This is a genomic window from Pseudomonas sp. PGPR N4, assembly GCF_059693665.1.
Window position 1 is genome coordinate 1,839,107 of the sequence record NZ_JCAUKV010000001.1, and the last position, 18,387, is coordinate 1,857,493.

Sequence of the window (18,387 nt, forward strand, 5' to 3'; positions counted from 1 at the left end):
CTACCTTGGAATTGATAATTGCGCCGAACCTGCCAACCACTCGCGCAGCTGGGAAAAGTGATCGATGCACACCTGCGGCCCGAACTCTGCCAGCGCCTGCAGCGACATAGCCCCGTAACCGACAGCCACCGAGTGCATGCCGGCGTTGTTGGCCATTTGCAGGTCGAACGCAGAATCTCCGACCATCAGCGCCTGGCCGGGTTCGGCGCGGCAGTGGGCAAGAATTTCTTCAAGCATCAATGGGTGCGGCTTGCCGCGGGTTTCGTCAGCCGCCCGAGTGATATCGAAAAAGTCTTCCCAGCCATTGGCCTTGAGCACCCGATCGAGCCCGCGACGAGCCTTGCCAGTAGCTACTGCCAGGCGATAGCCCTGGGCGCGAAACGCATCCAGCGACTCGACCACACCGTCAAACAACGGTGACGGCTGCTGGTCGAGCGCCATGTACACATCAGCATAGTGCTGACGGAAGCGTTCGACCTGCAGCGGCTCAAGGTGCGGATACAGGGTCCAGATCGCCTCGCCCAGGGCCAGGCCGATAATGCCCTTGATTGCATCCTCGGCACTGGGCGCCTCACCGGCGCGCTCAGCGGCCTCATTCATCGCCAGAACGATGCGCCCGACAGAGTCAGCCAGGGTGCCATCCCAGTCAAAAATCAGCAGCTCGTAGGGTTTGCTCATGTGAAGTCAGGCCGCGCCAGGCGCTCTACAGTCTTGGCCCACATTTCGTCGACCGGCGCTTCTACCTTGAGCTCGCCGCCATCGGGCAGCGGCACGGTCAGGGCATAGGCATGCAGGAACAGGCGCTTGCCGCCGAGATCACGAATCTCGCGGGAGAATTCTTCATCGCCGTATTTGTTGTCGCCGGCAATCATGTGCCCGGCATGCAGGGCGTGCACGCGGATCTGATGGGTGCGACCGGTGATCGGACGCGCTTCGATCATGGTGGCGAAGTCGCCGAAACGGCGCAGCACCTTGAACAGGGTCAGCGCTTCCTTGCCCTCTTCGTTGACCTCGACCATACGCTCGCCAGAACGCAGGTTGCTCTTCTGCAATGGGGCATTAACCTGTTTCTTCGCGGTTGGCCAGTTGCCACGCACCAGCGCCATGTAGCGCTTGTCGACGCCATCACCGCGCAGGGCAGCGTGCAGATGGCGCAACATGCTGCGCTTCTTGGCGATCATCAGCAGGCCGGAAGTGTCGCGGTCGAGCCGGTGCACCAGCTCCAGCTCCTTGGCATCCGGACGCAACTGGCGAAACGCTTCGATCACGCCAAAGCTCAGGCCGCTGCCGCCATGCACGGCAATGCCGGCCGGTTTGTTGAGCACGATGAGCGCCTTGTCTTCATAGACAATGGCCGCCTCCAGGCGCTGCAACAGCGATTGCGCCACCGGCACCGGCTCGTCACGCTCGGGCAGACGCACCGGTGGCACGCGCACGATGTCGCCGGCCTGGATCTTGTATTCAGGCTTGACCCGACCCTTGTTGACCCGCACTTCACCCTTGCGCAGGATGCGGTAGACCAAGGTGCGAGGCACGCCCTTGAGCGCCGTGATCAGGAAATTGTCGATTCGTTGGCCGGCAAGCTCCGGCGCGACTTCGATCAGCTGGACGCCGGAAGTCGGAGGGGTATTGGTAGTCATGGCGCCGATAATAACAATTTTTTAGGGAATTGAAGCACTTAATCATTGCTGCTATAGTCGCGAACGCCGCCAAAAGCGGTGGGCCAGCGGTACACGGCGCTTTGCCAGCCCCTGACCAACGCAATTCTCGAGGACGCGAGGCCGTCCTACGGGGCTTTCGCCAGTTTATCGAAATACCTGGAAGCGCCACTCGCGCCGGGTAGAGAAGACCGAAAAAATCATAAGTGCGGTAGTTCACCTGCTTAACTGGCTTTTTCGCCGTGTCTCTGCACCGCCATCGTCACTTCCTCCTGCACCCGGCGAATGCTTCGGAAATACCTGCCTTGGACATGAATGGCGCCAGCTTCCCTTATGAAGATGGCGAAAAATGCAACCCGTTGCGGATTCAGCGCGCGGCAGCACCCGAATTATCAGGGATACGTGCAGGGTGGAGATGCACAGCCCTCGGACCGTGTAGCACCGCGTCCGGCCACCGCCCCACTGTAATGGGCGGCGAGCGGATAAGGTCCTTACAGATGCCACGTAGGCGTCCACGGCTGACGGTTGATTCCTCCTCCTGACTGAGTGCACCAGGCCTGCCAGGTTGATCCCGATACCACAGGCCCACAGCACCGCAGCAACAGGACGCGTCGTCGCGACAACGGCAGGCTGGGCAACCGGCTGGTGCCGAACGTCGCCGACACGGGGGTGGTTCGCCACCCTTTGCGCACCTTGACACCGACCATGAGAAGTCGTGTGTGCCGAACGCCGTTTCCGGCAGCCCGGAAACCGACGGTACAACATGAAAAGAATGCTGATTAACGCAACTCAACCCGAAGAGTTGCGTGTAGCCCTGGTGGATGGCCAACGCCTCTACGACCTGGATATCGAATCCGGCGCCCGTGAGCAGAAAAAGGCCAACATCTACAAAGGCAAGATCACCCGGATCGAGCCCAGCCTCGAAGCCGCCTTCGTCGACTTCGGCTCCGACCGTCACGGCTTCCTGCCGCTGAAGGAAATCTCCCGCGAGTACTTCAAGAAGGCCCCAGAAGGCCGCGTCAACATCAAGGAAGTACTCACCGAAGGCCAGGAAGTCATCGTTCAGGTCGAGAAGGAAGAGCGCGGCAACAAAGGCGCCGCCCTGACCACCTTCATCAGCCTGGCTGGCCGTTACCTGGTGCTGATGCCAAACAACCCACGCGCTGGCGGCATCTCCCGCCGTATCGAAGGCGAAGAGCGCAACGAGCTGCGTGAAGCCCTCAACGGGCTGACCGTACCGGGCGACATGGGCCTGATCGTGCGCACTGCCGGCCTTGGCCGCAGCAGCGAAGAAATGCAGTGGGACCTCGACTACCTGCTGCAGCTGTGGACCGCCATCAAGGAAGCCTCGCTGGACCGCACCGCGCCGTTCCTGATCTACCAGGAAAGCAACGTCATCATCCGTGCCATCCGCGACTACCTGCGCCAGGACATCGGCGAAGTCCTGATCGACAGCATCGAGGCCCAGGAAGAAGCTCTGACCTTCATCCGCCAGGTGATGCCGCAGTACGCCAGCAAGGTCAAGCTGTACGAAGACAGCGTGCCACTGTTCAACCGCTTCCAGATCGAAAGCCAGATCGAGACCGCCTTCCAGCGCGTCGTCGAGCTGCCGTCTGGCGGTTCGATCGTGATCGACCCAACCGAGGCGCTGGTGTCGATCGACATCAACTCGGCGCGTGCCACCAAAGGCAGCGACATCGAAGAAACCGCCCTGCAGACCAACCTGGAAGCGGCTGAAGAAATTGCCCGCCAACTGCGTCTGCGTGATATCGGCGGCCTGATCGTCATCGACTTCATCGACATGACCCCGGCGAAAAACCAGCGCGCGGTCGAAGAGCGTGTGCGTGAATGCCTCGAGGCCGACCGTGCTCGCGTCCAGGTTGGCCGCATCTCGCGCTTCGGCCTGCTGGAAATGTCGCGCCAACGCCTGCGTCCATCGCTGGGTGAAAGCAGCGGCATCGTCTGCCCACGCTGCTCGGGCACCGGCATCATCCGTGACGTCGAGTCGCTGTCGCTGGCGATCCTGCGCCTGATCGAAGAAGAAGCCCTGAAAGACCGCACTGCCGAAGTGCGCGCTCAGGTGCCAATCCCGGTTGCCGCGTTCCTGCTCAACGAGAAACGCAACTCGATCACCAAGATCGAGATGCGCACCCGTGCTCGCATCATCATTCTGCCGAATGACCACCTGGAAACCCCGCACTTCGAAGTCCAGCGCCTGCGCGACGACAACCCGGAAGTGCTGACCAACCAGTCCAGCTACGAAATCGCCACCACCGAAACCGAGGAAGCGCCGCAGCAGGCCGCGACCCGCACCCTGGTTCGCCAGGAAGCTGCGGTCAAGACTGCTCCACCGCGTACCAGCGCTCCGGTACCGGCTGCTGTAGAAGAGGCTGCTCCGGTTGCCGCTGCGCCAGCACCAAGCATGCCTGAGCCAAGCCTGTTCAAAGGCCTGGTCAAATCGCTGGTGAGCCTGTTTGCCGCCAAGGAAGAACCGGTCGCTGCACCGGCTGCCACCGAGAAGCCTGTTACCGAGCGCCCACAGCGCAACGAAGAGCGCCGCAACGGTCGTCAGCAGAGTCGCAACCGTAACGGTCGTCGCGACGAAGAGCGCAAGCCGCGCGAAGAGCGTGCACCGCGTGAAGAACGCGCTCCACGTGAAGAGCGTGCACCGCGTGAAGAACGCGCACCGCGTGAAGAGCGTGCGCCGCGCGAAGAACGCGCACCACGTGAGGAGCGTGCTCCACGTGAAGATCGCCCACGTCGCGGCAACCGTGACGAGCGCCCTGTGCGTGAGCTGCGTGAGCCACTTGACGCTACCCCTGCATCGACTGAAGAACGTGCACCACGTGAAGAACGCGCCCCTCGCGAAGAACGTGCTCCACGTGAAGAACGCGCACCTCGCGAAGAACGCGCTCCACGTGAAGAGCGCGCCCCTCGCGAAGAACGTGCTCCACGTGAAGAACGCGCCCCTCGCGAAGAGCGTGCTCCACGTGAAGAACGCGCCCCTCGCGAAGAACGTGCTCCACGTGAAGAACGTGTGCCGCAGGAAGAGCGTCAACTGCGCCCAGCCGCCCAGGCTGACGAGCAGGCCGCAGAGATCGCCGATGAGCAACTGCCGAACGACGAACTGCAGCAGGAAGAACAAGAAGCCACTGATGGCGAACGCCCACGTCGTCGCTCGCGCGGCCAGCGTCGTCGCAGCAACCGTCGTGAACGTCAGCGCAATGCCAATGGCGATCTGATCGATGGCGACGAAGAAAGCAGCGAAGGCAACGAAAATGGTGAAGAACAGCAACCACGTCAGGCGACTGATCTGGGTGCCGACCTCGCCGCTGGCCTGGCCGTAACTGCCGCTGTTGCCACTAGCAACATCAGCGCTGCAGCCGAAGCACAAGCCAATCAGCAGGCTGAAATCGCTTCTACCCAAACGCCTGAAGCGGCTACCGGTGAAGTTATCGCCCTGCCAGCCGAGCCTGCACAGCAAGCTGATGACGTTGCGATCGCCCCTGTGGTCGAGCAGCCTGTCAGCGAGCCGGTTGCAGTGGTCGAGCCGAGCATCGAGCCGGTTGTCGAGGTTGCGCCGCAGCCCGTAGTCGAAGCACCTGCCGTTGAAGCAACCCCGGTTGCTGCAGCAGAAGTGGAAACTGCAACGCCAGTTGCTGAAGCGCCACTGGTCGAGGCACCAGCCGCCGAAGCCCCTGTGGTTGAAGCTCCGGTGGTTGAAACCGCCGTGGTCGAGTCGGGTGAAGCCGAGAAGCCAGTGCACGTTGCCGAGGCCCCAGCGGCCGCGCCAGTCGAAGCACCGGTGGTCGAGCAGGCTGCACCGGTTGAAGCCAAGCCCGAAGTTGTCGAGGCAGCGCCTGTAGCGGCTGAACCGGCGCCTGTAATGCTGGCCAACGGTCGCGCACCGAACGACCCACGTGAAGTGCGTCGCCGCAAGCGTGAAGCCGAGGCCGCTGCTGCCGCAGCTCAGGCCCAGGCATCGACCGATGAGCACAAGCCTCATCACGGTTGATAGCCACGGCTGAATGAAAAAGCCCCGCCAGTGCGAACTGGCGGGGCTTTTTTTTGCGTTGCATTCAGCGCTGCACTGGCATATCCATGTGCCACCTACTCAGTACAGATTCGGCTCCATCTCCAGCTCCACGCCAAACCTGGCGAAGATATCAGCCTGAATTTTCTGCGCCAGCGCATGCAACTGCGCCCCCGAGGCCTGGCCATAATTGACCAGTACCAACGACTGCAACCGATGCACGCCGGCATCGCCATCGCGATAGCCCTTCCACCCTGCCTGCTCGATCAACCAGCCCGCCGCCAGCTTCAGCTGGCCATCGGCCTGGGGATAAGCCACCACACCCGGATAGCGAGCGCGAAGCTGCTCGCCGAGCACGGCGCTGACCAGTGGATTCTTGAAGAAGCTGCCAGCATTACCCAGTTCGAGCGGGTCAGGCAGTTTCTCGCGACGAATGCTGCAGATCGCATCGCTGATTGCCTGCGCGGTCGGCTCGACGACGCCCTGCTCGTGCAGACGCTGACGCACTGGGCCGTAGTCCAGGTGCGCATGCAAGCTGCGACTCAGGGCAAAGCGCACGCGCAGGATCAACCAGCGGCCGGGATTGCGCTTGAACAGGCTGTCGCGGTAACCAAACCCGCACTCCTCAAGGGAAAAATCCTTGAGCTCGCCTGTTTCACGGTCGAGTGCGGTCAAGCCGGCAAACACGTCTTTGATCTCGACGCCATACGCGCCGACGTTCTGCATCGGCGCGGCACCGACGGTGCCGGGAATCAGGCTGAGGTTTTCCAACCCGCTGCAACCCTGCGCCAGGCTCCACTGCACAAACTCATGCCAGGGTTCACCGGCTTCGGCCTCGACCACCACACGATCGCCCTCCTCACTCAGCAGCCGCCGGCCACGGCTGGCCATATGCAGCACCAGCGCGTCGATGTCACCGGTCAACAGCAGGTTGCTGCCACCGCCGATGACCAGCACCGGGAGCTCAAGACGGGCCGCTTCGAGCAATGCCGCCCGCACCTCGGCGTCGCTGTGCGCCTGGGCGAAATAGCGGGCCTTGACGTCAATACCAAAGGTGTTGAAAGGCTTGAGCGATACCTGCTGTTGCCAGGTGGCAGTCATAGCCGCCCCCTGATTTCATTGACCAACTGCTCGCACGCCAGCTCGATCAGGTCCAACACCTGCTCGAAACCGGCCGCGCCGCCGTAATACGGGTCGGGGACTTCATCCAACGCGCCGTCATAGCGACGCAGGAACAGATCCAGCTCGCCCTTGGACGCCGGCGGGCGTATGGCCTTGAGGTCGGCGAGGTTGCTGGCATCCATGGCCAGCACCAGATCGTACTCGGCAAAATGGCCGGCCTTGACCTGCTGGGCACGTTGCGCCGACAGGTCATAGCCGCGCGCCAGCGCTGCCTTGCAGGTGCGCGCGTCCGGCGCCTTGCCCACGTGCCAGTCGCCCGTACCGGCCGATGCCACTTCTACCTGGTCGGCCAACCCGGCGCGTTGCAACTGATGGCGCAACACCCCTTCTGCGGTGGGCGAGCGGCAAATATTGCCCAGGCACACAAACAGGACGCGCATCAGGCCTCCAACAAGCGCCGAACGCGCTCCAGGTCTTCTGGGGTATCAACGCCCACGGCGGGAGCCTCGAGCGCATCTTCAACGTGAATACGCACGCCATGCCACAGCGCTCGCAGCTGTTCCAGCGCTTCGGTCTGCTCGAGCCAGCACGGGCCCCAGCTGACGAAGTCCTGAAGAAAACCAACTCGGTAGGCATACATGCCGATATGGCGGCGATAAGGCACTGCCGGCGGCAACTGCTCGCGGTTCACGGCAAACACATCGCGGGCCCACGGCAACGGTGCACGGCTGAAGCTCAGGGCCAGGCCATTCTTGTCGCTGACTACCTTGACCGCGTTGGGATTGAACACCGTCTGCGGCTCATGGATCGGCTCAGCCAGGGTGGCGATGCCGGCTTCCGGGTGCGCAGCAAGGTTGGCCGCGACCTGGTCGATGATTACCGGCGGGATCAATGGCTCGTCGCCCTGCACGTTGACGACGATGGCATCACTGGCCAAACCCAGCTGGGCGGCAACTTCTGCCAGGCGATCAGTGCCCGACTCATGGTCAGCGCGGGTCAGCAATACCTCGGCACCAAATGCCTGACAGGCGGCAACGATGCTGGCGTCATCGGTGGCGATCACCACCCGGCTGGCGCTGCTTTTGCGCGCCTGTTCCCAGACGTGCTGGACCATCGGCTTGCCAGCGATCAACAGCAGCGGCTTGCCCGGCAGGCGCGTGGAGCGCAGCCGGGCGGGGATGACCACAGTGAAGTCCAGGCTCATTTGTCCAGACGCTCGTCGTCGGTCAAGGTGCGTGCTTCGCTTTCCAGCATGACCGGGATGCCATCGCGCACCGGGTAGGCCAGGCCTGCGCCTTTGCTGATCAGCTCGGTCTTGTCGGCGCTGAGCTTGAGCGGGCCTTTGGTGATCGGGCAAGCCAGGATATCAAGCAGTTTGGTGTCCATGAGTGCGTCCTTGGGGCCAAGCGGCCGGAAAATTGAACAGGGTCAGGGCTGCTGCGCAGGCAGCAGACGCTCAAGCTGGGCGTCGAACCAGGTACTGAAGGCCGGCGACGGTTGCGCCTCGACTGTCAGGTACCACCAGTCGTCAGCGGCAAAGGCACGGCATTTCACCGCATCTTTTTCGGTCATCACCAGCGGCAGCGTCGGGCTGAACGTCAGCGCTTCGGCGCTGAACTGCGCATGGTCGGCAAACGGGTGCGGCACCGGCTGCCAGTTTAGCTGCAGCAGGGTGTTGAAGAAACGTTGTGGATTACCGATGCCAGCCACCGCATGCACGGCCTGGCCAGGGCTGAAATGGTCAAGCCCACGGCGTTCGTCACTGCGCAGGTTGACCAGCGCCGAAGGCTTGAGTTGAAAGGCGAAGCCGTCTTTGCGGTCGCTGCTGGCACCGTTGTAGAGCAGCGCGTCGACCTCGTCGAGGCGCTCGACCGGCTCGCGCAGTGGCCCTGCGGGCAGGCATCGGCGATTGCCCAAGCCCCGTGCGGCATCGATCAGCACCAGCTCAAGGTCACGCGCCAGGCGGTAATGCTGCATGCCGTCGTCGCAGAGGATCAGGTCGAGGGGTTCGCTGGCAAGCAGCCCGCGTACGGCCGCCGAACGGTCGGGATCGATCATCAGCGGCACACCGGTGCGCTGAACGATCAACAACGGCTCGTCGCCGGCCTGCTCGGCGCTGTGCTCCGCCGCCACCCGCCAGGGCAGCGAAGGCGGCTTGGCACCGTAACCGCGGCTGACCACACCGACGCGCAAGCCCCGCTTGCGGCAGTGTTCGATCAGCCAGAGGATCATCGGCGTCTTGCCGGTGCCGCCAACGGTAATGTTGCCGACCACAATGACCGGCACCGGCGCGCGGTAAGCGGCGCTTGCACCACTGATGAAGCGCGCACGCTTGCGCAGCACGACGCGACGGTACAACAGCTCCAGCGGCCGCAAAAAGGCCAGCGCTGGGTGGCCGTTGTACCAGGCAGCGAGCAAGCGCTCGGTGAAAGCCATCAGGGCGTCCCCGCTGCGGCCTCGACCGTGGTCATGCGCAGCTGGCTGAAACCAAGCTTGCCCGCCGCGTCCATGGCCGTCACCACCGACTGATGCGGGGTCTTGCCATCTGCGCTGATCGACAACGGCAGCTTGGTATCACCGCCAGATTCCTGCTGCAGCGCTTCGACCAGAGTGGCCAGGTCGCTTTTCGGCAGCAGGTGGTTGTTCACCGAGTACACCCCGTCGGCACTGATGGTGATATCCACCCGCTTGCCCTCGTCGGCCTCGGCCGGCGCGCCTGTAGAGGCCTCCGGCAGTTCGACCCGCAGCTGGTTTTCGCGGGTGAAGGTGGTGGTGACGACGAAGAACAGCAGCAGCACGAACACCACGTCGATCAACGACGCCAGGTTGATGTCGACGTTCTCCCGCGCACGGTTGCGCCGAAACTTCACGCCTTGACTCCCGCCACTTCCACTTCGCGATCACCTTGCACGACTTCGACCAGCTTGATCGCCTCTTGCTCCATACCGACCACCAACTCGTCGATGCGGCGCAGCAGGAAGCGGTGGAAGAATACCGCCGGGATACCGACCATCAGGCCTGCAGCCGTGGTCACCAGGGCTTTGGAGATGCCACCGGCGAGCACCGAAGCGTTGGCGGTCATCTGCGACCCCATGAACGCGCTGAAGATGTCGATCATGCCCAGCACGGTACCGAGCAGACCCAGCAGCGGTGCCATCGCAGCGATGGTGCCGAGCGTGCTGATATAACGTTCGAGCTCGTGAATAACCCGCGAGGCGGCTTCTTCAATGCACTCTTTCATGATTTCGCGGCCATGGCGCGAATTGGCCAGGCCGGCAGCGAGGATCTCGCCCAGCGGCGAGTCAGCGCGCAGGCTCTTGAGCTTGTCACTGGTGAGCTGCTTGTCCTTGATCCACATCCACACCTGACCCAGCAGGTGCGGCGGGGTTACGCGACTGGCACGCAGGGTCCACAGGCGTTCGACGACGATAGCCATGGCGACGATGGAGCTCAGAATGATCGGCAGCATCATCCAACCACCGGACTTTACCAATTCCCACACAGTAATCATCCCCTCGAAAAAGGCCGCCACTCTACCATAGGATCGCCCTCGGCTGAGTTGCCGGAGGTCGCAACAATGCGCGTGCCGGGGTCATTCTTTGTCACGCCAGAACCTGCGCTGGGCACGCTGCCCGGCAACCTGGGATTGAGCGCCCAGGCGCAAGCTCAAGGCGCCCTCTATGGCGGTGTCGTGAATCGCCAGCCCATGGCGCTGGTAGCGTTCCAGCACCTGCGCATGCGGATGGCCGAAACCGTTGTGCGCACCGCGGGAAATCAATACGCCGCGCGGCCTGGTGGCAGCAATGAACGCCTCGGTGGAGGAGCTGCGACTGCCGTGGTGCGGTGACTGCAGCCAGTCGATGCGTTTGCCTTCATGCGCCGCCAGCCAGGCGCGTTCGGCGCTGGCTTCAATGTCGCCGGCCAACAGCAGACGCTCGCCCTGCGCCTCGACCAGCAATACGCAGGAGCGGTCATTGCTCGAGCGCGCCTGCGGCCAATGCCAGAGTGAAAAGTCGACCCCGTCCCACTGCCAGCCCTGCCCCGTCTCGCAGCTTTGTGCCTGGAAGGCCTGCTCCGACTCACCGGCCACAACGCGCCCGACCGACAGGCCGCGCTGCACGGCCGCTGCGCCGCCGGCATGGTCGGCATGGGCATGGCTGATCAGCAGCACATCCAGTCGATCGACGCCCAGTTTACGCAAAGTAGGCAGCACTACACTTTCGCCCAGATCGCTCTCGCCGCGTGCTGGGCCAGCATCGTAGAGCAGGCTGTGGTTGCGCGTGCGCAAAAGGATCGCCAGGCCTTGGCCGACGTCCAGCTGCAGCACCTCGACCTGCCCCTGCGGCAACGACTTGCCAGGCACCCACAGCGCCAGCAGCATCAGCGCGCCCAGGCCACGCATGGGTACGCCACGGGGCAGCAACACGATCAACGCGCCACTGAGCACCAGCAACCAGGCCAGTAGCGGCAACTGCCGGGCAATCCATGCCGGCTGCCACTGAGCCACCACCGTCAGCACGTCGAACAACCCAGCCAGCGCTGCGCCGGCCAGCCATAGCAGCAGTTCGCCAAACCCCGCCAGCGGCAGCAACAAGGTGCCCAGCAACGCCAACGGCAGCACCACGAAGCTGATCCAGGGCACCGCGAGCAGATTAGCCAACGGCGCGCTCAGACTGATCGGTAGGCCCAACGCCAGCATCGCCGGCAACAAGCCGATGGCGATCACCCACTGCGCACGCGTCCACGCTTGCCAAGGCCGCCAACCGCCTAGGCGCTGGGCAAAGCAGCAGATCAGCACTGCCACCGCGCCGAACGACAACCAGAATCCGGGCAGCAAACTGGCCAACGGCTCAACCAGCAGCACACCACACAGCGCCATCAACAGTGGTACAAAGGCGCTCACTTGGCGAAAGCGCAGGCGCCAGAGCAGCACCACCGCCAGCATCAGACAGGCCCGCTGCACAGGCACGCCAAACCCGGCCAGCCAGCCGTAGCCCAGCGCGGCCGTCATGGCCAGCCCGCACGCCCACGGCAGCCATGGCCAGCGCCGCGGCCAGCCTCCGTAACGTAACAGCCCCGCCACCAAGCCGTAGACCAACCCTGCGACCAACCCAATGTGTTGGCCCGAGATGACCAACAAGTGCACCGTGCCGGTCGCCTGCAGCGTTTGCCAGTCTTGCCTGGCCAGCCCCGAGCCATCGCCCAGTACCAGCGCCGCCAACGTCGCTTCGCGGCCCCAGGCATCCACTGCCAGCAGGCGCTGGCGCAAATTGTCGCGCCAGCCGCCGGCCACCGGCTCTAGCAACGCTCCCGCCTTGACCGTGCCAGTGGCGCCGATGCGCCGGGCCAACAGCGTCGCCTCGCGGTCCGGCCCATGTGGATTGAGCAGGCCGCGCGGGCGTTTCAGGGTCACGGCCAGGCGCCAGCGCTCTCCGGCACGAATCTCTGGGCCGTCGAACCAGCTCAGTTGCAGGCGCCCGGGCAATTCGGCGCGGCGCGAAGCGGGTTCATCCAGCTCGAAGCGCACACCGTGGGCCGATACCGCTGGCAGGCCGACCACGCGCCCCTCAAGCCATAGCGTGCGGCCATCAAGTGAATGCGCCAGACGATCATCCAGCGCCTGCTGCGCCGACCAGCACGCCCAGCAAAAGCCCAGCAGCAAGCAGCCCAGCGGCCAGACTCGCGTAGCCAGGCAGCCAAGCGCAGCCAGCAGCATCACCACCAGCCAGCCGACCGTCGGCAGAACGGGTAGAAAGCCCAGGCACAACAGCCCGAGCGCAAGCGCCAACATCCCTGTGCGCATAAGGTAGAGCTCCGCAAGCAAGACAGCCTGCAGAGGAATAGCGTATTTAAGGGTCAGTCTTGCTCAACAATTGTCACAAACTCTGAACAAGCCATTCCGGGAATCAAGGCATACTTGCCCGATCACTGCCCCGGGAGCCCCCATGCCGCGCCGCCTGTTCAAACGGTACATGCCGGATCCGACCAGCATTCGGGAACACAAGTCCTTACGCTTTTTCGGCAAGCTGCTGCACGACCCCAACCTCTGGCACCTGAACCGCCATTCAGTGGCACGGGCCATGGGCGTGGGCCTGTTTGCCGCATTGATCCCGATGCCGATGCAGATGCTGCTGGCCGCCAGCCTGGCGATCCCGCTGCGGGGCAACCTGCCGATCGCGGTCAGCCTGGTCTGGCTGACCAACCCGCTGACCATGCCGCCGGTGTTCTTCGTCACCTACATGACCGGCGCCTGGCTGTTGCAGACGCCACCACGCAGCCTGCCCGACGACCTCACCTTCGAGTGGATCACCGACCAGCTGGCTACCGTGTGGCAGCCATTTTTGCTCGGCTCAGTGGTGTGCGGCGTGGTGCTGGGCATCGCCGCCTACTTCATCACCATGAGCTACTGGCGCTGGTGGGTCGGCCGCCAGTGGCGGCGCCGCAAGCAACGTACGTCATGCACGCATGCCGCGGCCGCTGACCAGCAGGCGAATGCACAGGGCATACAGCACAGCCGTGGCCACCAGCATGAAGGTGATCGCAGTACCGATACTGATATCCGAAACCCCTAGGATGCCGTAGCGGAACGAGTTGACCATGTGCAGCACCGGGTTCGCCAGCGACACCACCTGCCAGAACGGCGGCAGCAGGCTGATCGAGTAGAACACCCCGCCCAGGTAGGTCAGCGGGGTCAGCACGAAGGTCGGGATGATCGAAATATCATCGAAGTTGCGCGCAAACACTGCGTTGACGAAGCCCAGCAGCGAGAAGATGGTTGCGGTCAACAGCACTACCACCACGGTCACGCCCAGGTGATGCACCTGCAGGTGGGTGAAGAACATCGACAGGATGGTCACGATCACCCCTACCGCCAACCCACGCAGCACGCCGCCGAGCACATAGCCAACGAGAATGGTGTGCGGCGACACCGGCGACACCATCAGCTCCTCGATCGAGCGTTGGAACTTGCTGCCGAAGAAGCTCGAGACCACGTTGCCATAGGAGTTGGTGATCACCGACATCATGATCAGCCCAGGCACGATGTACTCCATGTAGGTGAAGCCACCCATGTCGCCAATCTGCCGACCGATCAGGTTACCGAAGATGACGAAGTACAACACCATGGTGATGGCCGGCGGCAGCAGCGTCTGCGGCCAGATCCGCAAGAAGCGACGCACTTCGCGGTAGACGATGGTATTCAGGGCGACCCAGTTGGTGCGCAGTTCCACACTCATACGGCCACCTTCGACAGGTTTTTCTCTACCAGTGACACGAACAACTCCTCAAGCCGGTTGGTCTTGTTGCGCAGACTCTGCACCTCGATGTTCTGCAAGGCCAGCTGGCCGAACAGCGCGGTGATGCCGATATCCTTGTCGACCTGCACTTCCAGCGTATGCGGGGTGATCAGCCGGCACGGGTAGCCGTGCAGGGCTGGCACCGTGGTCAGGTCCTGCTTCAAGTCCAGCACAAAAGTCTCGACATGCAGCGTGCCGAGCAGTTTGCGCATGCTGGTGTTTTCGACAATCGTGCCGTGGTCGATGATGCCGATGTTGCGGCACAGCTGTTCGGCCTCTTCCAGATAATGCGTGGTCAGAATGATGGTGATGCCTTTCTCGTTGAGCTCGGTGAGAAAGCTCCACATCGACCGACGCAGCTCGATATCGACGCCCGCGGTTGGCTCGTCGAGGATCAACAGGCGCGGCTCGTGAATCAGTGCACGGGCGATCATCAGCCGACGCTTCATGCCGCCAGACAATGAGCGTGATGGCACGTCGCGCTTGTCCCACAGGCCCAACTGGGTCAGGTACTGCTCGGCGCGTTCCTTGGCCAGCTTGGGCGGGATGCCGTAGTAGCCGGCCTGGGTGACGACGATATCGAAGGTCTTTTCAAACTGGTTGAAGTTGAATTCCTGCGGCACCACGCCCAGGCAACGCTTCAGCGCGGCAGGCTCGCGGTCGAGGTCATGGCCAAAGACGTTGACGCTGCCGCTGGTCTTGTTGACCAGGGTCGAGAGAATGCCGATGGTGGTGGATTTGCCGGCGCCGTTGGGGCCGAGCAAGGCGAAGAAGTCACCTTCGGCGACATCCAGATCAATACCCTTGAGGGCCTGGAAGCCGTTGCCGTAGGTTTTGGTCAGCTGTCGGATGGACAGAGCAGAACTCATAGCGGGTCACGTACCATTCTAGGAGGTTCAGGACACGCCAGATAAGGTCACTGGCGCAGTGAGTGCGGCCCATGGTGCAAGCCAGGGCCACACAAGTACAGTCATGTGCATTGATAGTGACTATCGAAAGCGCACAGGTGTTCGATCAGGTCAGCGCGGTCATTACCGCCGCTTGATAGGCCGGCCGCGCCTTGAGGCGCTCATACCAGGCCTGCAGATGGGGCAAATCAGGGCGCTCGATGGGCATCTCGAACCAGGCGTAGGCGAAACAGCCCAGGGGAATGTCACCCATGCCGATCTGCTCGCCGGACAAGTACGGTTGCCTGGCCAAGGTCTCATCGGCGATCGTCAGCAGGTTGCCACAGGTCTTTAGCGCGGCGTTGATCGCCACCCAGTCGCGTTGCTCCTCGGGCGTGCGCAGGATGCCCCAGAACAGCGGCCGGAACGGGGTGGCCAAGGAAGAAGTGGTCCAGTCCATCCATTTGTCCGCCAGGGCGCGCTGGCGTGGATCATCCAGATACCAGCCCTGCTCGCGGCCGTACTGCGCGCAGAGGTAGCGCACGATGGTGTTGGATTCCCACAGGGTCAGGTCGTCGTCTTCGACCATCGGCACCAGGCCATTGGGGTTGCGCGCACGGTAGTGCGGCTCATTGACCAGACCAAAAGCGCCGCCGGCATCGATCGCTTCGAAATCCAGGCCGAGTTCGTGGGCAGCCCACAATACCTTGCGCACGTTGCTCGAGTTCTTGCGACCCCAGATCTTCAGCATGACGACGTCCTTATGAATGCAGAACCTGGAGTCTACTCCAGCGGACACCCAGGAAACATGCCCTGACAACACCCGGCGAACTCTTGGCGCCACGACCGGTCACTGAACAGACGAGGCCGTCTATGCTGCTGGGGTCGGCTCAAGCCCAACTTCCAAGGAGGAAGGATTATGTTGCTGTTGTGGTTGCTGGTCCTGGTGATCGGCACGGCGTACCTCACCCACCGGCGTCTGCCACCGTTGCAGATTCTCGCCATCGTTGCCGCCTATACCCTGCTGATGGGCATTTTCAGCAAGGCACCCGGCTGGCTGCTGGCGCTCATCTGGCTAGTGCTGGCGGCGAAGACCGCCCTGCTGGTGCTCCACGATTGGCGCCGCAAGATCTTTACCGGGCCGGTGTTCAAGTGGTTCCAGCGCACCCTGCCGCCGATGTCGCAAACCGAGCGCGAGGCGATCGAGGCCGGCACCGTCTGGTGGGATGGCCAGCTGTTCAGCGGCCGTCCTGACTGGCATACCCTGCTCGACTACCCCGCGCCGAAACTCACCGAAGAAGAGCAAGCGTTCATCGATGGCCCCGCCGACGAGCTCTGCGCGATGGTCAGTGATTGGCAGATCGGCCAGGACCTGGACCTGCCCCCCGAAGCCTGGGCATACATCAAACAACACGGTTTCTTCGCCCTGATCATCCCCAAGGAATATGGCGGCAAGGGCTTCAGCGCCTACGCCCACTCCCAGGTCGCGATGAAACTGGCCACCCGCAGCGGTGACCTCGCCTCGACCGTGATGGTGCCCAATTCGCTCGGCCCGGCCGAACTGCTGCTGCACTACGGCACCGATGAGCAACGTAACCATTACCTGCCACGCCTGGCCCGCGGCGACGATATCCCGTGCTTCGCCCTCACCGGCCCGCTGGCCGGCTCCGATGCCGGCGCCATGCCTGACACCGGCATCATCTGCAAAGGCCAATGGCAAGGCGAGGAAGTCCTCGGCCTGCGCTTGAACTGGGAAAAGCGCTACATCACCCTCGGCCCGGTCGCTACCCTGCTCGGCCTGGCCTTCAAGGCCTACGACCCCGAGCACCTGCTGGGCGAGGAAGAGGAACTGGGTATCAGCCTGGCTCTGATCCCCACCGACACCCCCGGCGTGGAGATCGGCCAGCGCCACCTGCCGCTGGGGGCAGCGTTCATGAACGGGCCGAACAGCGGCAAGGACGTGTTCATCCCGCTGGACTTCCTCATCGGCGGCCAATCCATGCTCGGAAAAGGCTGGATGATGCTGATGAACTGCCTGTCGGTCGGCCGCTCGATCTCCCTGCCAGCGGTCGGCACCGGCGCCGCCAAGTACACCAGCCTGGTCACCGGCCAGTACGCCAACATCCGCGAGCAGTTCAACGTACCCCTGGCCGCCTTTGAAGGCATCCAGGAATCGCTGGCGCGCATCGGCGGCAATGCCTGGCTGATGGACAGCGCGCGCCTGCTCACCGCCAAGGCGGTCGACCTCGGCGAGAAGCCCTCGGTGCTCTCGGCAATCCTCAAGTACCACCTGACCGAGCGCGGCCGCGAGTGCATTCAGCACGCCATGGACGTGCACGGCGGCAAGGGCATCATCATGGGCCCGAACAACTACCTGGGCCGTAACTGGCAAGGCGCGCCGATCTTCATCACCGTCGAAGGCGCCAACATTCTTTCGCGTAACTTGATGATCTTCGGCCAAGGCGCCATCCGCTGCCATCCGTTCGTGCTCAAGGAAATGGCTGCGGCCGGGCACGAAGACCGTGAGCAGGGGCTGAGGACGTTCGATGATCTGCTGCTCAAGCACATCTCGTTCGCCGTCAGCAACGCGGCCAGCACCTTTGTCCTGGGCATTGGCCTGGGGCGCTTCGAGCGGGCACCGGGTGACGCCTTGAGCCAGGGCTACTTCCGCGCCTTGAACCGCCAGGCCGCGGCCTTTGCGCTGCTCGCCGATCTGTCGATGATGCTGCTCGGCGGCGCGCTCAAGCGCCGCGAACGGCTCAGTGCCCGCCTGGGCGACGTGCTCAGCTACCTCTACCTGTCCTCGGCGGCGCTCAAGCGCTACCACGACCTGGGTTCGCCCGAGCACATGCAACCGCTGCTGCGCTGGGCCATGGAAGAAAGCCTCGGCCAGGCGGAAAAAGCCCTGGATCGCCTGCTGGACAACTTCCCCAACCGCTTCATCGGCTGCGCCCTGCGGGTGCTGGTATTCCCCACCGGCCGCTGCCATACCGGACCGAGTGACGAACTGGATGCGCAGGTCGCCGAACTGATCGGTCGCGGCAAAGGCGACCCGGCGCTCGAGGAATTGCTGGCGGGCTGCTACCGGCCCAATGCCGCCGACGACCCGGTGGGTGCACTGCAGCGCGCCAGCGACCTGCTCGATGAGGTCGCCCCGCTGCAACGAACGCTGCACCAGGCCCTCAAGGACGGCACCGTGCGACCCGCGCCCGGCGAGTCGGCCATCGATGCGGCGGTGAACGCAGGCGTACTGCAGCCGCAGGACGGGCAACGCCTGCTCGATGCGCAACAGGCCCGTCGACAGGTGATCGATGTGGACGCGTTCGAACCCGAGCATCTGGCGCTGACCGAGGGCCAGATTCGCTGACGGCGTGCCAGCCCGGGACAGGCGT

At 63.4% G+C, this 18,387-nt stretch carries 16 protein-coding genes; 3 read left to right on the forward strand and 13 right to left on the reverse strand.

The window, feature by feature from the left end; translation table 11 throughout:
• Both AC58X1_RS08280 and rluC read right to left on the reverse strand, forming a co-directional pair.
• Entirely contained in the window at positions 1 to 678 is a 678-nt protein-coding gene (locus AC58X1_RS08280) for an HAD family hydrolase (RefSeq protein WP_150570145.1), read from the reverse strand.
• Positions 675 to 1,640 carry a 23S rRNA pseudouridine(955/2504/2580) synthase RluC gene (rluC, locus tag AC58X1_RS08285; RefSeq protein WP_101321498.1) on the reverse strand — a complete coding sequence of 322 codons (966 nt, stop codon included), beginning with the start codon at positions 1,638 to 1,640 and terminating at the stop codon, positions 675 to 677. The genes AC58X1_RS08280 and rluC overlap by 4 nt, the downstream gene beginning before the upstream one ends.
• A gap of 781 nt (positions 1,641 to 2,421) precedes the next feature.
• On the opposite strand from rluC, the gene rne reads away from it, so the two are divergent.
• On the forward strand, positions 2,422 to 5,673 hold the full coding sequence (gene rne, locus AC58X1_RS08290) for a ribonuclease E (RefSeq protein WP_497428661.1): 3,252 nt from the start codon (positions 2,422 to 2,424) through the stop codon (positions 5,671 to 5,673).
• Positions 5,674 to 5,772: 99 nt separating this feature from the next.
• Here the strand turns inward: rne and murB are convergent, their stop codons facing one another.
• The 8 genes from murB to AC58X1_RS08330 form a co-directional block, all read right to left on the reverse strand.
• Positions 5,773 to 6,792 carry a UDP-N-acetylmuramate dehydrogenase gene (gene murB / locus AC58X1_RS08295; protein WP_150572939.1) on the reverse strand — a complete coding sequence of 340 codons (1,020 nt, stop codon included), beginning with the start codon at positions 6,790 to 6,792 and terminating at the stop codon, positions 5,773 to 5,775.
• Entirely contained in the window at positions 6,789 to 7,253 is a 465-nt protein-coding gene (locus tag AC58X1_RS08300) for a low molecular weight protein-tyrosine-phosphatase (protein WP_101321504.1), read from the reverse strand. The genes murB and AC58X1_RS08300 overlap by 4 nt, the downstream gene beginning before the upstream one ends.
• Positions 7,253 to 8,017 carry a 3-deoxy-manno-octulosonate cytidylyltransferase gene (gene kdsB / locus AC58X1_RS08305; protein ID WP_497428662.1) on the reverse strand — a complete coding sequence of 255 codons (765 nt, stop codon included), beginning with the start codon at positions 8,015 to 8,017 and terminating at the stop codon, positions 7,253 to 7,255. Before kdsB ends, AC58X1_RS08300 begins: the two co-directional genes overlap by 1 nt.
• On the reverse strand, positions 8,014 to 8,199 hold the full coding sequence (locus AC58X1_RS08310; RefSeq protein WP_028633616.1) for a Trm112 family protein: 186 nt from the start codon (positions 8,197 to 8,199) through the stop codon (positions 8,014 to 8,016). Before AC58X1_RS08310 ends, kdsB begins: the two co-directional genes overlap by 4 nt.
• 42 nt (positions 8,200 to 8,241) lie before the next feature.
• On the reverse strand, positions 8,242 to 9,249 hold the full coding sequence (gene lpxK / locus AC58X1_RS08315) for a tetraacyldisaccharide 4'-kinase (RefSeq protein WP_188036485.1): 1,008 nt from the start codon (positions 9,247 to 9,249) through the stop codon (positions 8,242 to 8,244).
• A complete protein-coding gene (gene pocB, locus AC58X1_RS08320; protein ID WP_060481531.1) occupies positions 9,249 to 9,683 on the reverse strand; it encodes a flagellar polar localization protein PocB in 435 nt (144 codons plus the stop codon). Before pocB ends, lpxK begins: the two co-directional genes overlap by 1 nt.
• On the reverse strand, positions 9,680 to 10,315 hold the full coding sequence (gene pocA, locus AC58X1_RS08325; protein WP_060481604.1) for a flagellar polar localization protein PocA: 636 nt from the start codon (positions 10,313 to 10,315) through the stop codon (positions 9,680 to 9,682). Before pocA ends, pocB begins: the two co-directional genes overlap by 4 nt.
• A 90-nt stretch (positions 10,316 to 10,405) precedes the next feature.
• Positions 10,406 to 12,616 (reverse strand): DNA internalization-related competence protein ComEC/Rec2, encoded by a 2,211-nt coding sequence (locus AC58X1_RS08330; RefSeq protein ID WP_497428663.1) that lies wholly within the window; start codon positions 12,614 to 12,616, stop codon positions 10,406 to 10,408.
• Between the two features lie 142 nt (positions 12,617 to 12,758).
• On the opposite strand from AC58X1_RS08330, the gene AC58X1_RS08335 reads away from it, so the two are divergent.
• Positions 12,759 to 13,385: a DUF2062 domain-containing protein gene (locus tag AC58X1_RS08335; protein ID WP_150570139.1), complete on the forward strand. Its 627-nt coding sequence runs from the start codon at positions 12,759 to 12,761 to the stop codon at positions 13,383 to 13,385.
• Here the strand turns inward: AC58X1_RS08335 and AC58X1_RS08340 are convergent.
• From AC58X1_RS08340 to AC58X1_RS08350, 3 genes are all read right to left on the reverse strand, one after another.
• On the reverse strand, positions 13,269 to 14,048 hold the full coding sequence (locus AC58X1_RS08340) for an ABC transporter permease (protein ID WP_103438136.1): 780 nt from the start codon (positions 14,046 to 14,048) through the stop codon (positions 13,269 to 13,271). The genes AC58X1_RS08335 and AC58X1_RS08340 overlap by 117 nt on opposite strands.
• Positions 14,045 to 14,977: an ABC transporter ATP-binding protein gene (locus AC58X1_RS08345; RefSeq protein WP_150570138.1), complete on the reverse strand. Its 933-nt coding sequence runs from the start codon at positions 14,975 to 14,977 to the stop codon at positions 14,045 to 14,047. The genes AC58X1_RS08340 and AC58X1_RS08345 overlap by 4 nt, the downstream gene beginning before the upstream one ends.
• A gap of 145 nt (positions 14,978 to 15,122) precedes the next feature.
• Complete coding sequence (locus tag AC58X1_RS08350) at positions 15,123 to 15,746, reverse strand: glutathione S-transferase (RefSeq protein ID WP_101321515.1); 624 nt, start codon at positions 15,744 to 15,746, stop codon at positions 15,123 to 15,125.
• Positions 15,747 to 15,914: 168 nt separating this feature from the next.
• Between AC58X1_RS08350 and AC58X1_RS08355 the strand changes: the two genes are divergently transcribed.
• On the forward strand, positions 15,915 to 18,362 hold the full coding sequence (locus tag AC58X1_RS08355) for an acyl-CoA dehydrogenase (protein ID WP_497428664.1): 2,448 nt from the start codon (positions 15,915 to 15,917) through the stop codon (positions 18,360 to 18,362).
• The last annotated feature ends 25 nt before the right edge of the window (positions 18,363 to 18,387 follow it).

Bases quoted from the DNA above. Each gene is read 5' to 3' on its own strand.
- AC58X1_RS08280 (WP_150570145.1), bottom strand. From the start codon at position 678: ATGAGCAAACCCTACGAGCTGCTGATTTTTGACTGGGATGGCACCCTG.
- AC58X1_RS08350 (WP_101321515.1), bottom strand. From the start codon at position 15,746: ATGCTGAAGATCTGGGGTCGCAAGAACTCGAGCAACGTGCGCAAGGTA.
- AC58X1_RS08345 (WP_150570138.1), bottom strand. From the start codon at position 14,977: ATGAGTTCTGCTCTGTCCATCCGACAGCTGACCAAAACCTACGGCAAC.
- AC58X1_RS08340 (WP_103438136.1), bottom strand. From the start codon at position 14,048: ATGAGTGTGGAACTGCGCACCAACTGGGTCGCCCTGAATACCATCGTC.
- kdsB (WP_497428662.1), bottom strand. From the start codon at position 8,017: ATGAGCCTGGACTTCACTGTGGTCATCCCCGCCCGGCTGCGCTCCACG.
- AC58X1_RS08330 (WP_497428663.1), bottom strand. From the start codon at position 12,616: ATGCGCACAGGGATGTTGGCGCTTGCGCTCGGGCTGTTGTGCCTGGGC.
- AC58X1_RS08310 (WP_028633616.1), bottom strand. From the start codon at position 8,199: ATGGACACCAAACTGCTTGATATCCTGGCTTGCCCGATCACCAAAGGC.
- AC58X1_RS08355 (WP_497428664.1), top strand. From the start codon at position 15,915: ATGTTGCTGTTGTGGTTGCTGGTCCTGGTGATCGGCACGGCGTACCTC.
- AC58X1_RS08300 (WP_101321504.1), bottom strand. From the start codon at position 7,253: ATGCGCGTCCTGTTTGTGTGCCTGGGCAATATTTGCCGCTCGCCCACC.
- lpxK (WP_188036485.1), bottom strand. From the start codon at position 9,249: ATGGCTTTCACCGAGCGCTTGCTCGCTGCCTGGTACAACGGCCACCCA.
- AC58X1_RS08335 (WP_150570139.1), top strand. From the start codon at position 12,759: ATGCCGCGCCGCCTGTTCAAACGGTACATGCCGGATCCGACCAGCATT.
- rne (WP_497428661.1), top strand. From the start codon at position 2,422: ATGAAAAGAATGCTGATTAACGCAACTCAACCCGAAGAGTTGCGTGTA.
- rluC (WP_101321498.1), bottom strand. From the start codon at position 1,640: ATGACTACCAATACCCCTCCGACTTCCGGCGTCCAGCTGATCGAAGTC.
- murB (WP_150572939.1), bottom strand. From the start codon at position 6,792: ATGACTGCCACCTGGCAACAGCAGGTATCGCTCAAGCCTTTCAACACC.